Source organism: Nesterenkonia alkaliphila (assembly GCF_009758175.1).
GTDB classification, from domain to species: domain Bacteria; phylum Actinomycetota; class Actinomycetes; order Actinomycetales; family Micrococcaceae; genus Nesterenkonia; species Nesterenkonia alkaliphila.
Map to the genome: position 1 here is coordinate 88317 of NZ_WRPM01000101.1, position 12986 is coordinate 101302.

The window sequence follows — 12986 nt, forward strand, 5'->3', positions numbered from 1 at the left end:
CTGCTCATGCGGCGGCCGGAGCGGGATCGTGGACCAGGAGTCGGCGCAGGTCCTCCACCCGGGCGCCGTGGAGGCTGTCGAAGATATGCCACTGCCCGGTCTCCGGCAGCTGGGTGTAGTGCGGCACTGCGAGGGTGACCATCCCAGAGGCTGCTGCTGCAGCGGTGCCGGGCACCGAATCCTCGATGGCGATGCACCGGCTGCGTTCCAGCGGGGCTCCGGTGCGGTCCTGGTGATCGGCGGCCATCTTCTCGAACGCCACATGGTAGGCCTCCGGATCCGGCTTGCCCTTAGTCACCATGTCCCCGGTGACGATGAACTCCAGCTGCCCGGCCGGCAGCGCCTGGTGGATGGCTGCCGCCAGTGGGGTGAAGCTCATGGTCACCATGGCGGCGCGGATCTGTTCGGCCTGCAGCTCGGCGAGCAGATCCCGGGCACCGGGCCGCCAGGGGATGTTCTCCGCGCATTTGGCCACCACCTGGGCGGTGAGGAGCTCGATGATCTGTTGGGTGCCCATCCGCACCCCGGCCTGCTGAAGGAGGCTGGCGGAGTAGTCCAGGGCCTGACCCACCATCAGGTGGGCCTGCTCCTCGCTCCAGCTTCCGCCGTGCGCTTTGACCAGCTCATACTCGGATTCGATCCAATAGGGCTCAGTATCGACCAGTGTGCCGTCCATATCCCAGAAAACGGCCTGCAGTTCTGACATGCCAACCATCGTACGCTTCCACCTGCCCGGTGTTCCTACTAGTGTGAGAAATGTGAGCGAGGATTACCCAGCACCGGAGCCTAAGGACCCCGACGCACCCGCCGAGAGTGTGGACCGGGCGCAGCTGCTGGCCGCTCACCTGCGGAAACTCTCAGCCGAGAGCGGGGACTCCGCAGCACGGCCCACTGTGATGGTGCTGGCCTTTGAAGGGTGGAACGATGCCGGGGGTGCCGCCTCTGCTGCAGTGGGCACAGTGGCCCAGGCCTTCAGCTCCGAGCTGGTGGAGAAGCTCACCGATGAGGAGTATTACGACTTCCAGTTCTCCCGGCCCAAGGTAGTGCGCAACCCCAGCGGCCGGGAGATCATCTGGCCCTCCACCACCATCCTGCACGCCGCCATCCCCTCAGCGGAGTTCGACCTGTTGTTTGTGCACGGGGTGGAGCCCAGTTTCCGCTGGCAGGCCTATACTGCGGACCTGCTCACCAAAGCCGCCGAGCACAACGTGGCCGCCGTGGTGCTGGTCGGGGCCCTGCTGGCCGATGTGCCGCATACCCGGCCGATCCCGGCCTCGTTCTCCTCCGAGGACGCTGAGATCCGCGAGCTGCTGGACATTGATGAGCCCACCTATGAGGGGCCGGTGGGGATTGTGGGTGTGCTGGCGCATACCGCCTATCAGGCAGGGATTCCCTCAGTGTCGCTGTGGGCCGCGGTCCCGCATTATGTGGGTCAGGCGCCCTCGCCCAAGGCCCAGTTGGCGCTGATGCGCAAGCTGGAGGAGCTGCTGGGCGTTCCCCTGGACCCCCAGGAGACCGAGGAGATCGCCGAGGACGCTGCGGCCTGGGAGCGCGGGGTGGACGATCTGGCCGAGGAGGATGCTGAGATCGCCGAGTACGTCAAGCGCCTAGAGGAGGCCACGGACACCACCAACCTTCCCGAGGCCTCTGGGGAAGCGATCGCGGAGGAGTTCGAACGCTACCTCAGGCGCCGCAAACCCCCTGAGCGCTGAGGTCCAGTCCCAGCAGGGCCAGGACGACGCCGCGCACCCGGGCTGCCCCTGTGGAGCCGGCTGTCTGCCCGCTGGCCCACATATCCAGCGTGTCGAGGGCTGCCGGGGCGTTGAGGTTATGGCCCAGGGCGCTCATCAGGGCGTATTGAAGGTCTTCCGGTGCGGCGGCGTCGTCGTGCTCTGGTGCCTGCGTCAGAGCGTGTTTCCAGCGTGCCAGGCGGTCCTGGGCTCGCTGCAGCGCAGTCTCGGTGTAGTCCCAGTCCTCACGCCAGTGGTGAGAGAGGATCAGTGTTCGGATGGCCTGGGGGTCCACCCCCTGTTCGCGCAGTCCCGAGACCAGCACCAAATTGCCGCGCGACTTGGACATCTTCTCGCCCTCGAGCCCGACCATACCGGTGTGCATATACCGTTCAGCCAGTGGCACCCCGTCCGCTGCGGTGGCATGAGCAGCGGAGAATTCGTGATGGGGGAACCGCAGGTCTGATCCCCCGCCCTGCACGGTGAAGGGTGCTGGCAGGTGGCGGCGGGCGATTACCGAGCATTCGATGTGCCAGCCGGGGCGCCCGTGTCCCAGCTCGCCCCCGGGCCACTGCGGCTCTCCCTCACGGGCGGCGCGCCAGAGCAGGGGGTCCAGGGGATCGCGCTTGCCGGCGCGGTGCGGGTCGCCGCCGCGCTGCGGGAAGAGCTCTTCCATAGCGGCCCGGTCGTAGCCGCCGATGCTGCCCAGCTGCCAGTCGGTGCGCTGTTGGGCGGCCGCAATGTCGAAGTAGTAGTCCTCGGTCTCGGCATCTTCAGCAGGCACCGGATAGGCGATGCCCAGCTCCAGCAGCCGCTCCACATCTTCCACCACGGCCGGAATCATCTCCACAGCGCCGAGGTATTCGGTGGGCGGGATGACCTGGAGGGCTTCCATATCCTCCCGGAAAAGCTGCACCTGGGATTCAGCCAGTTCCTGCCAGTCCACTCCGGTGGCAGCGGCTCGTTCCAGCAGAGGATCATCGATATCGGTGACGTTCTGCACGTACTGCACCTGAAGCCCGCAGGCCCGCCAGTAGCGCACCAGCAGGTCGAAGTGCACATAGGTGTTGGCATGCCCCAGGTGGGTGGCGTCATAGGGAGTGATCCCACAGACGTAGAGCGAAGCGATGCCGTCCCGTGCCGTGGTGGTCAGCGTGCTCCCGTTGGGGGTGCTGTAGAGCTCCAGACTCTCAGGGGCCGGCGGCAGGCCGGGTACTGCGGGTGAGCTCCACGATTCCACGCATTGATCCTTTCACGGGGTGACTGTCCAATCAGGGGTCAACCCGCGGAAGGCCTGGATCATTCCTCGTCGAGGTCCTCGTCCAGATCGTCGTCGAGGTCCTCATCCACATCCTCCGAGTCCTCGTCATAGAGGTCCAGGGGGGTAACCTCCCCGGTCGCAGCGAAGAGCGCATCCTCATAGGCCTCGAAGGCGTCGGCGATGCCGTAGAAGCTGGTCTCCACGGCGGGATCGTCCTCCCCACGGCGGTTCACCGCTGCGGAGAGGTGCTCCTCGAGGGCGTTGGTGAGCGCATTGAGTGCGATACGAGGATCGATGTTCATAGCCTCACAGTACCAACGCCTCAGCCCCCGCGGTACCCCCGGGCCGGCACCTGTTCCCAGCACAATTCTTGACGGGTGTTTTAAGGTGGTCTGCATGATTGAGACAGACACGCGCGGCCGGACCTGGGAGTACCTGGTGATCACCTGCCAGCCGCGCGAGTCGCTGGCTGAGGCACGCCGAAAGGTGATCGATCACGCCGAGTACGGCCGGTGGGAGCTGCGCCGCTCAGCGATCTATATGGGCGGTATCCGCAAGTACTGGCTGCGCCGCCGGATCATGAAGGTGGAGAGGACCTTCTGAGGCCAGCCGGGTGTTGGCGCTCTACTGCTCGAGCAGGAAACGGTGCAGCGTGCGCACACCGAACTTCAGCGAGTCCACCGGTACCCGCTCATCCACGCCGTGGAACATACCGGTGAAGTCGAGGTCGGCGGGCAGCCGCAGCGGTGCGAACCCGTAGCCGGTGACACCCAGCTTGGCCAGGTGCTTATTGTCGGTGCCGCCGCCGAGCATATAGGGCACCACCACCGCCTCGGGGTCCTCATCCTTCAGCGCTTGGATCATCTGCTCCACCAGCGTGCCGGAGAAGGGCACCTCCAGGGCGGGCCCCTCGTTCATCAGCTGGAACTCAACGTTCTCTCCGGCGAGCTCACGCAGCGTGGCGGCGACCTTGGCGTCCTGATCCGGCAGGGTGCGGGCGTCCACCAGTGCCTCCGCCTGCCCGGGCACTACGTTGTGCTTATATCCGGCGCTGAGCAGAGTGGGGTTGGAGGTGTTGCGCAGGGTGGCGGCGATGAACTTTCCTGCCGAGCCGGAGGCCTCGATGAGCTCCGAGGGGTCCTCCGGGTTGAAGGGGATTCCGGTTACCTCCGCAAGCTGCTCGAAGAGCGCCCGGGTGGTCTTGGTGTACTCGATGGGCCACTGATGGGCACCGATCGCCGCCACAGCTTCGGCCAGGTGCACCACTGGATTGTCCCGGTGGATCGCTGAGCCGTGGCCTGCAGTGCCGTGGGCGACCATCTTGGTCCAATGGATGCCTTTCTCCGCGGTCTGGATCAGATAGGTGCGGGTGCCGGCAATATCGGCCGAGAACCCGCCGACCTCGCTGATGGCCTCAGTGGCACCTTCGAACACCTCGGGGTGGGCCTCGGTGAGCCAGCCGGCCCCGTAGCGGCCGTTGTCCTCCTCATCGGCGAAGAAGGCGAAGATGATGTCTCGCCGCGGCTGGTGGCCCTCCTCGGCCATCTGCAGCAGCGAGGCCAGGATCATCGCGTCCATGTTCTTCATATCCACTGCACCACGGCCCCAGATCATGCCGTCGACGATCTCTGCGGCGAAAGGGTCCACCTGCCAATCAGAGGCCTGGGCAGGGACCACGTCCAGGTGTCCGTGCACTACCAGTGCCCCGGCCTCCGGGTCGCTGCCCCTCATCCGGGCTACCACATTCGTGCGCCCCGACTCCCGCTCGTAGAAGTGCGGCTCCAGGCCGGCCTTCCGCATAATCTCGGCGCAGTATTCTGCGGCGTCCCGCTCACCATTCGACTTACCCTCGCCCCAGTTCTGGGTGTCGAAGCGGATCAGATCGCGGCAGAAGTCAACAACATTACTCTCCATACCTCTCACCCTATCTCGCCCGGGGGCCACTATTCAGTTGTCAAGTCTCGTGCCCGTTCTGCCGCGGCAGCAGGCTGAGCTTCCCCTCCGCGCCGGGGCGAAGGAGCGGCGCAACGGGAGCTCAGTCCCCGGTGGCCCATTCCGGTGGCGGATCGGTGCCGGTGCTGAGTTCCGGCAGCAGCCCGTGGCTCTTGATCTCGTGGTGGTGGTGGCACAGAACTTGGGTGTTGGCCGCGTTGGTGGCCCCGCCGGTCTCATAACTGGTGATGTGATCCAGATCGGCCCGGAACCCTGGCTCCAAACAGCCTTCGGCTTGGCATCGCCCGTCGCGCAGCAGCACGGCACGCCGCAGATTACCGGTCACGAACCGCGCAGAGGAGACTGTCTCCAAGATGTTTGTGCCGCTGAGGAGCTTCTCGGTGAGCCGGCTGCTCGCTTGTTCTGATCCTTCGGGGCGCTCAGCGCGGGCCAAATTGTCTAAGGGGTGATCGCTGCCGAGTTTCACGATCCGTACCGACTGTTGGTTTCCGTCCGGTGCAGTTCGGGTGCCGGTGAGGTAGAAGGTCTTCTCCACCTTGGGGTCATTCATTATGGCCCGAGCCTGAGCAGCAGGCAGTATGAACCTCCCGTCAGTGCTGGTCGCAGGAGCATCAGATGCCTCTGTGACCGTCTCCAGGGGGATGGTGATGTTGATTCCCGCAGTGCCGCCCTGCTGCGAGTCAGTGACCTCTGCACCGGAGCCTGTCAGCAACCAACCGGTGAGGGTATCGGCCATTCGTTGGTGATACCCGACTTCAGCCGTCTCACCTGCAGCGTTCTTCTGCTTACGGGTGGCGGTGGCAGCCGCTGCGTGCAGCCGCTCCTCCACTGATGCCAGCACCAGGGTGGGCAGCAGAGCCTTCATCAGAGTCATCCCGTTGTCCAGCGCAACGAACGAGACGTGTCTTGTATTCTGCGCAATCTCGTAGCGACGCTGATGCCCAGCAGTATCCAGTTCAGCCACAGTGTCACGGACTGCACGGGCGACCGTGTTGCGGTGATCCCCGGCTGCCGGAACGCAGAACCTGGTATCCAATGCGGCGGTCAGCTCCCGCTGCACCTGCCGATCACCACTGTTGGTCTCGATCAGGTCCCCAGCACCCTCGGCAACCTTCTGCACTCGGTCAGCATCCACGATCCCGGCCCGGTAGGCCTCCCAGGTCCGCGGCAGCCATTCCTGCGCCGTGCTCGCGGTGCTCAGCATTCGGTAGATCTGACCCTCCGGGACGCCCAAAACCAGCGCGATCTCGCGATGCACCGCCTTCAGCACAGCGCTCCGGCGAAAAGTGTGCTTCGGCTGCTCCTGGGCAAGCCTGCGCTCCCGGTAGTCCAGTAGATGCTGGATCTTTCTGGCTTCAGCTTGGCGGCTTGCTACCTCTTCCTCCCAGGCTGCCCTCAGCTCTGGGGCGCTCAACAGGTGGGCATAGTCCTCTGGCACCGCCGGGTCTGCCATTGGGGTTCCCATGGGTCTATTCTACCGTGACATGAGTCACATTGCTAGGGTTCTTGGAACACTTATACGCGTTTTGTCTACATTTTCTGGTGATTAGGAGTGATTGCTTGCGCTGCCCTCCTGGTACTCCAAGCCTAGAGTCCAGCACCGACTCGAAGAATGCCGGGCGATACCCGAGGGGCAACGCGAGGCCAGCACTGGGTAAGGTGGCGCCATGGGCGAACAGCAAGGACAGCCACGGCCGGCGCCCCACGCTGCCACCGTCGCCTCCGACGGGCTCCCCCGCTGCCTCTGGAGCGTGGGTACCCCGGATCTGCTGAACTATCACGATACTGAGTGGGGTTTCCCGGTCGGAACGGACAGGGCGCTGTTCGAGAAGCTGTGCCTGGAGAGCTTCCAGTCCGGGCTGAGCTGGCGGACCGTTCTGGCCAAGCGGGAGAGTTTCCGGTCTGCCTTCCACGGTTTCGAGATCGCCCGAGTCGCCCGGCTGACTGAGGACGACGTCGCCCGGCTCCTCCAGGACCCAGGAATCATCAGGCACCGTGGCAAGATCGCGGCGGTGATCAACAACGCCCGCCGCGCCGAGGAGCTTCTGGAGCAGCAGGAGTCGCTGGCAGCCTTTGCCTGGTCCTTTGAGCCAGAGCCGGAGGGGCTTGCGGCACCACAGACCGCGTCCACCTCTGCCGCCTCGGTGACCATGTCCAAGGAACTGAAGAGGCGAGGCTGGCAGTTCCTAGGACCCACCACGGTCTTTGCCTTTATGCAGGCTATGGGCCTGATCAATGATCATGTGCACGGCTGCACTGTGCGCAGCACCGTGGAGAAGGCCCGGGCAGGCTTCTCCCGACCCTGATCACGCAGGTCTTCCCCACGCTTGCCGATTAGTCAGCGCTCGCTGTATGGTCAGCATGTGCTGACTATTTCCTCTCGGCTTGATGTGATGCACCGGCTGGGCCGCGCCATGGCTGACCCGACCCGGTCCCGGATCCTTCTGTTTCTGCTTGATGGACCCGGGTATCCGGCGAAGCTAGCACGTGAGCTGGAGCTGACCCGCGCGAATGTCTCCAACCACCTGGCATGCCTGCGGGACTGCGGAATCGTAGTCGCCGAACCGGAGGGGCGGCAGACCCGCTATGAGATCGCTGACCCGCACCTCTCGCGGGCGCTGAACGCCCTGGTGGAGACCACGCTGGCAGTCGACGAGGGCGCAGAGTGCTTTGATCCCGAATGCCCCGAAGGCTGCTGCACCAGTGACCGGCAGGGGCAGCAGTGAGCGTGGATGCCTGCGGATGTGCCCCCGGCAGCGACACTGCCGCTGGGCAGGCGGTTGACGCGCGCCGGTGGTGGCAGGATCGCAGCGTGCTGATCCCCCTGGCTTCTGGTCTTCTTCTGGGCACCGGCTGGGTGCTGGAGTGGACCGGAGTGGCGGATCAGGCCCCGCTCTCGGCTGTGGCGCTGGCGGCATTCTGGGGCAGTTTGCTGTTGGGAACATCGCAGTTCGTCCCCGGTGCACTGCGGATGCTCCTGGTGCGCCGCCGGCTGGGGATCGGACTGCTGATGACGATCAGCGCCACTGGCGCAGTAGCACTGGGACATGTCGAAGAGGCCGCGGCGCTGGCGTTCCTGTACTCGATTGCTGAGGCCCTGGAGGACCGGGCGATGGACAAGGCCCGCTCCGGGCTGCGCTCCCTGCTGAGCCTACTGCCCAACAGTGCCACCATAATCGACGACGACGGCACACCACGTCAGGTGCCCGTGCCCTCCCTGGTGCCGGGTCAGCTGATCCGGGTGGCCGCAGGCACGCGCCTAGCCACCGACGGGATAGTCCGCACCGGGCACTCAGCCCTGGACACATCGGCGATCACCGGTGAGTCTATCCCGGTGGAGGCCGGTCCCGGTGATGAGGTGCTGGCCGGATCGGTTAACACCACCGGAGTGCTGGAGGTCGAGGCCACCGCTTCGGGCACGGAGAACTCACTGACCACTGTGGTTCGGCTGGTCGAGGAGGCCCAGGCGGAGAAGGGCAAACGCGCCCGCCTAGCGGATCGCATCGCCAGCCCCCTGGTACCAGGCGTTCTGGTGCTGGCAGCACTGATCGCGGCAGTGGGGTCAGTGCTCGGAGAGCCTGTGGAGTGGGTGACCCGGGCGATCATCGTGCTGGTGGCCGCCTCGCCCTGCGCCTTGGCGATCTCTGTGCCGATCACTGTGGTCTCCGCCATCGGCGGGGGGAGCCGATTCGGGGTGATCATCAAGTCCGGGGCGGCATTCGAGCGACTGGGCCGGGTGAATCACCTCGCTGTCGACAAGACCGGGACCCTCACCCGCAACCAGCCAACTGTCAGCGCCGTATTGACCACACCGGGACACTCCGAACAGCAGGTGCTGACATGGGCAACAGCTCTGGAAACGCACAGCACGCACCCCTTGGCGGCGGCTATCACCGCTGCTGCCCCGGGTGGCCGGCATGCCGCGGAGGTCGTCGAACTCCCCGGGCAGGGCATCACCGGAAGCGTCGAGAACAGGCGTATCGCAGTGGGCAACCCGCGATGGCTCACCTCGGGGCCACTGGCCCGGCAGGTGGCTGATCTGGAGCAGCGCGGCTGCACGGTAGTGGTGGTCCACCACAGTGGGCAGGTGGTCGGCGCTATCGGGGTTCGGGACGAGCTGCGCGACGGGGCGGCAGAGACGATCGCAGCACTCGCCGCCGAGGGGGTCGGTGTCACCATGCTCACCGGCGACAACGCCCGCACGGCCCGTGCCCTAGCCACCGAAGCAGGGATCACTGAGGTGCAGGCAGAACTGCGCCCCGAAGACAAAGCCGAAGCGATCGCTGCCCTGCGAAGGCACCACCAGGTGGCGATGATCGGTGACGGCATCAATGACGCCCCTGCCCTGGCCTCTGCTGATGTGGGCATCGCAATGGGTGCCACCGGCTCGGATGCGGCCGTGGAGTCAGCAGATGTGGCCTTCACAGGAGAGGACATCCGCCTGCTCCCCCAGGCCCTCGCGCACGCACGGCGGGGGCGGACGATCATCAACCAGAACATCATCCTGTCCCTGGTGCTGATCGCGGTGCTGCCGCCGCTGGCGCTGTTCGGCGTGATCGGTCTGGCCGCCGTGGTCCTGGTCCACGAACTCGCCGAAGTCATCATCATCCTCAACGGCCTCCGCGCCGCGGGCCGCAGACTCTGACCCTGCTTGGGGCGGGGCCCGGGACCCCGCAGCGGAGCCTACAACGGCGAAACCCGGCCTGGGTCAGGATCTCTCCTGATCAGACCGGGTTTCGCTTCGGGTCGGGGGCCGCCGTGATGGCGATCCCTGACGCAGTGCGCGGAGCGGGACTTGAACCCGCACCCTCATTATTAGAGGACTAGCACCTCAAGCTAGCGCGTCTACCTATTCCGCCACCCGCGCAGGTGCTTCGCTGCTCACTTCTTCGAGCCAAGAAACTCTAGCACGTGAGCAGCCGAAGCGCCGAACCGCCCGGAGTGAACCAGGCAGGCGGCGCCGACAACTTCTTACTTCTTGCCGCCGAAGCCTGCGAAGCGCTTGTTGAACTTGTCCACACGGCCGGCGGAGTCCATGATCCGCTGCTTGCCGGTGTAGAAGGGGTGCGATGCAGCGGAGATCTCCACATCGATCACCGGGTAGGTGTTTCCATCCTCCCACTCCATGGTCTTCTCGGAGGTGGCGGTGGAGCGGGTGAGCACCTTCTCGCCGGAGGAGAGGTCGTTGAAGATCACCGGCTTGTAGGTCGGGTGAATATCAGTCTTCATAGTGTCAGTGTCCTTTTCTTGCGCCGCTGGTCCCTGTCAGAACAGGGCTGCCAGAAGCTGGGAGACATTCAAAGTGTGCAGACCGCGGCACGGCCAACGCTCTATCTTACAGCACGACGCCGCCGGCGTCACCCTGCGGTGCCGTACTCACCGACTCCCGCCCCACTCCCTCCCTCCCTCCGGCCGGCACCAGAGCGCACCAGGATCTGATTGAAGTCTCCCCAGGAACCTCCTACATTGGAAGGCACCTGACACCGACCCAAGAAGCTGAGCCACCCGATGAGCACCCCACCGCAGGAGCCAGAGCAGCAGGACACAGAGCACACCGAGAACGCCGAGCCGGCGGATACCGTCGCCGCCGGCAGTGGAACTTTGGAGTCCGGGAAGCGGAAAGGGTTCTTCCAGAAGTTCCTGGACTTCATCGAATGGGCCGGCAATAAGCTACCGCATCCGGTCACCCTCTTCGCACTGCTGGCGCTGCTGGTGGTGCTGCTGTCCTGGCTGCTATCCCAGATCGGCCTCAGCGTCGAGGATCCTCTGGAGGGCGAGACCGTGGAGGTCTTCAACCTGCTCTCCGCCGAGGGCGTGGAGTGGATGTTCACCTCCGCGGTGGACAACTTCATCGGCTTCGCCCCGCTGGGGGTGGTGCTGGCCACCATGATCGGCATCGGTATGGCCGAGTCCACCGGGCTGATCGGCACCGCCCTTCGCAGCTTCATCCTGGCGATCCCCCGGACCCTGGTGACATTCGCCATCGTCTTCGCCGGCATCATGTCCTCCGTGGCCTCAGACGCCGGCTACGTGGTGCTTCCTCCGCTGGCCGCCATCCTGTTCGTAGCCCTGGGCCGGCACCCGCTGGCCGGCATCGCCGCAGCCTTCGCCGGGGTCTCTGCCGGGTTCAGCGCCAACCTGCTGCTCTCCGGGACCGATGTGATGCTCGGTGAGCTGACCATCGAGGCCGCTGCCACCATCAACCCGGACTATGCCGACCAGATGAACCTGGCCATGAACTACTGGTTCATCATCGTCTCCACCTTCGTGCTGGCCATCGCCGGCACGCTGGTCAGCCAGTTCATCGTGGAGCCCCGGTTGGGCAAGTGGACCGGCGAGGGCGTGATCGAGGGTGAGGACCAGGCCAAGCTGAAGATCACGCCCACTGAGAAGAAAGGCCTGATCTGGGCCGGAATCTCGCTGCTCATCACCGCAGCTCTGCTCCTGCTGCTCATCGTTCCGCCGAACGCTCCGATGCGCGGTGAGGACGGCGCCGTGGTGGAGTCACCGTTCATGAGCTCGCTGGCGATCATCCTGGTGGTGGTGTTCTTTGTGCCCGGACTGGTCTACGGGATCGTCACCAACGTGGTGAAGAACGACACCGACGCAGTCAACCACATATCGAAGTACCTGGCCGGTATGGCCATGTTCCTGGTGCTGGCCTTCACCGCCGGGCAGTTCATCGCCTACTTCGACCAGACCAACCTCGGGCTGATCGTCTCCGTCCTGGGAGCCGACGCCCTGGACTCCATCAACCTCACCGGCATCCCACTGGTGATCGTGTTCATGCTCTTCGTCGGCATCGTCAACCTGTTCATCGGCTCGGCCTCAGCGAAGTGGGCCATGCTGGCCCCGATCATGGTGCCGATCATGATGCAGCTGGGAATCTCCCCAGAGTTCACCCAGGCCGCCTACCGCGTCTCGGACTCGGCCACAAATATCCTCAGCCCGCTGATGACCTACTTCGCGCTGATCATCGTGGTGGCCCAGCGCTATGACAAGCGGATCGGTATCGGCTCGCTAGTCTCGGTGATGCTGCCGTACTCACTGGCCTTCTGGGCAGTCTGGACGGTGATGACCATCGGCTGGATGGGCCTTGACCTGCCGCTGGGCCCCAACGCCCCGATCTACTACGAGGGCCCGTAAGGACTAACTCAGCAGGTTGTTGAGCATCACGGCCAGGGCGACCAGGCCCAGGGTGATGATCACCCCGCGCAGCACCACCGGGGAGAGTTTGCGGCCCAACCAGGCCCCGAGCAGTCCGCCCAGAGTAGAGCCTGCAGCGATGATCGCCACCACTCCCCAGAGGATCACCCGGTCATCAGGGTCACGGATCAGGTAGTCGACCACCAGATAGCTGACTGCCGCGGTGAGGTTCACAAAGGCCACCAGCAGGTTCTTCACTCCGTTGGCCTGCTGCATAGTGGCAGCCAGCAGCACCCCCATGATGCCCATCAGGAGAATCCCCTGGGCAGCCACGAAGTATCCGCCGTAGATCCCAGCCAGGAACACCAGCAGAATCAGCGGCCAGCGCACCGACTCAGCTGCCTTGCGCGCCACCGTCTCAGCAGAGTCCTCCTCCTGAGGCGTCTGCGGGTCATCATCCTCCACCCGCTCGGCCGCCCGGCGCTTGACCCAGGCGGCCAACTTCGGCTGGGCGATTACCAGCCCCAGCGAAATCACGATCAGCACCGGGGCCACCGTGCCGAAGACCTCCTCCGGCAAAGTGATCAACAGGGTCGCCCCGATCACCCCACCCACAAACGAGGCCGGGATCAGCTTTGCCAGCACCGATCGAACCTGGATGATCTCGCGCCGATACCCCCAGGCCCCGGTGAAGTTGCCCGCGATCAGCCCCATCGCATTCGAGACAGTGGCTGAGACCGGCGGGATCCCCATGGCCACCAACACCGGAAACGTCACCAAGGTCCCAGAACCCACCACCGCGTTGATCGCACCAGCCCATACCGCAGCCAGCAGAATCAGCAGCAGCAGGCCCAGCCCCAGGCCATGCAGCTCAAACTCAAGCAGTGCCTCCAACA

13 protein-coding genes and 1 tRNA gene are annotated in these 12986 nt (G+C 65.0%); 6 read left to right on the top strand and 8 right to left on the bottom strand.

The annotated features are described in order from the left end of the window. Positions 1 to 4 precede the first annotated feature (4 nt). Complete coding sequence (locus GNZ21_RS14725) at positions 5 to 706, bottom strand: HAD family hydrolase (protein WP_229659362.1); 702 nt, start codon at positions 704 to 706, stop codon at positions 5 to 7. 124 nt (positions 707 to 830) lie between these two features. Here GNZ21_RS14725 and GNZ21_RS14730 point away from each other — a divergent pair, with 124 nt between their 5' ends. Further along, complete coding sequence (locus GNZ21_RS14730; RefSeq protein WP_229659381.1) at positions 831 to 1712, top strand: PAC2 family protein; 882 nt, start codon at positions 831 to 833, stop codon at positions 1710 to 1712. On the opposite strand, the gene mshC is transcribed toward GNZ21_RS14730, so the two are convergent. Then, positions 1684 to 2970 (bottom strand): cysteine--1-D-myo-inosityl 2-amino-2-deoxy-alpha-D-glucopyranoside ligase, encoded by a 1287-nt coding sequence (gene mshC / locus GNZ21_RS14735; RefSeq protein ID WP_188503440.1) that lies wholly within the window; start codon positions 2968 to 2970, stop codon positions 1684 to 1686. The genes GNZ21_RS14730 and mshC overlap by 29 nt on opposite strands. 59 nt (positions 2971 to 3029) lie before the next feature. Further along, the gene (locus GNZ21_RS14740) at positions 3030 to 3293 is read right to left on the bottom strand and encodes a hypothetical protein (protein WP_157325655.1); all 264 of its coding nucleotides are present in this window, start codon (positions 3291 to 3293) and stop codon (positions 3030 to 3032) included. Positions 3294 to 3387: 94 nt separating this feature from the next. Between GNZ21_RS14740 and GNZ21_RS14745 the strand changes: the two genes are divergently transcribed. Next, on the top strand, positions 3388 to 3594 hold the full coding sequence (locus GNZ21_RS14745; RefSeq protein WP_150462587.1) for a DUF5703 family protein: 207 nt from the start codon (positions 3388 to 3390) through the stop codon (positions 3592 to 3594). A gap of 21 nt (positions 3595 to 3615) precedes the next feature. Here GNZ21_RS14745 and GNZ21_RS14750 read toward each other — a convergent pair whose 3' ends face one another. Beyond that, complete coding sequence (locus GNZ21_RS14750; protein WP_157325657.1) at positions 3616 to 4905, bottom strand: M20/M25/M40 family metallo-hydrolase; 1290 nt, start codon at positions 4903 to 4905, stop codon at positions 3616 to 3618. 121 nt (positions 4906 to 5026) lie between these two features. Further along, entirely contained in the window at positions 5027 to 6409 is a 1383-nt protein-coding gene (locus GNZ21_RS14755) for an HNH endonuclease signature motif containing protein (protein ID WP_157325659.1), read from the bottom strand. A 202-nt stretch (positions 6410 to 6611) separates the two neighbouring features. Between GNZ21_RS14755 and GNZ21_RS14760 the strand changes: the two genes are divergently transcribed. The 3 genes from GNZ21_RS14760 to GNZ21_RS14770 are packed head-to-tail and all read left to right on the top strand — an operon-like array spanning position 6612 to position 9589. Further along, positions 6612 to 7250 (top strand): DNA-3-methyladenine glycosylase I, encoded by a 639-nt coding sequence (locus GNZ21_RS14760; RefSeq protein ID WP_157325661.1) that lies wholly within the window; start codon positions 6612 to 6614, stop codon positions 7248 to 7250. A gap of 57 nt (positions 7251 to 7307) precedes the next feature. Continuing rightward, a complete protein-coding gene (cmtR, locus tag GNZ21_RS14765; protein ID WP_229659361.1) occupies positions 7308 to 7670 on the top strand; it encodes a Cd(II)/Pb(II)-sensing metalloregulatory transcriptional regulator CmtR in 363 nt (120 codons plus the stop codon). Between the two features lie 2 nt (positions 7671 to 7672). After that, positions 7673 to 9589, top strand: a complete 1917-nt coding sequence (locus tag GNZ21_RS14770) for a heavy metal translocating P-type ATPase (protein WP_229659380.1) — start codon at positions 7673 to 7675, stop codon at positions 9587 to 9589. Positions 9590 to 9724: 135 nt separating this feature from the next. Here the strand turns inward: GNZ21_RS14770 and GNZ21_RS14775 are convergent. After that, a tRNA-Leu gene (locus GNZ21_RS14775) sits at positions 9725 to 9811 on the bottom strand. A 104-nt stretch (positions 9812 to 9915) separates the two neighbouring features. Further along, positions 9916 to 10173 carry a type B 50S ribosomal protein L31 gene (locus GNZ21_RS14780; RefSeq protein ID WP_157325663.1) on the bottom strand — a complete coding sequence of 86 codons (258 nt, stop codon included), beginning with the start codon at positions 10171 to 10173 and terminating at the stop codon, positions 9916 to 9918. Between the two features lie 279 nt (positions 10174 to 10452). Here GNZ21_RS14780 and GNZ21_RS14785 point away from each other — a divergent pair, with 279 nt between their 5' ends. Further along, positions 10453 to 12090, top strand: a complete 1638-nt coding sequence (locus tag GNZ21_RS14785) for an AbgT family transporter (RefSeq protein ID WP_157325665.1) — start codon at positions 10453 to 10455, stop codon at positions 12088 to 12090. Positions 12091 to 12093: 3 nt separating this feature from the next. Here GNZ21_RS14785 and GNZ21_RS14790 read toward each other — a convergent pair whose 3' ends face one another. Then, positions 12094 to 12984, bottom strand: coding sequence for a sulfite exporter TauE/SafE family protein (locus GNZ21_RS14790; RefSeq protein WP_229659360.1), 891 nt, complete (start codon positions 12982 to 12984; stop codon positions 12094 to 12096). Positions 12985 to 12986: the final 2 nt, after the last annotated feature.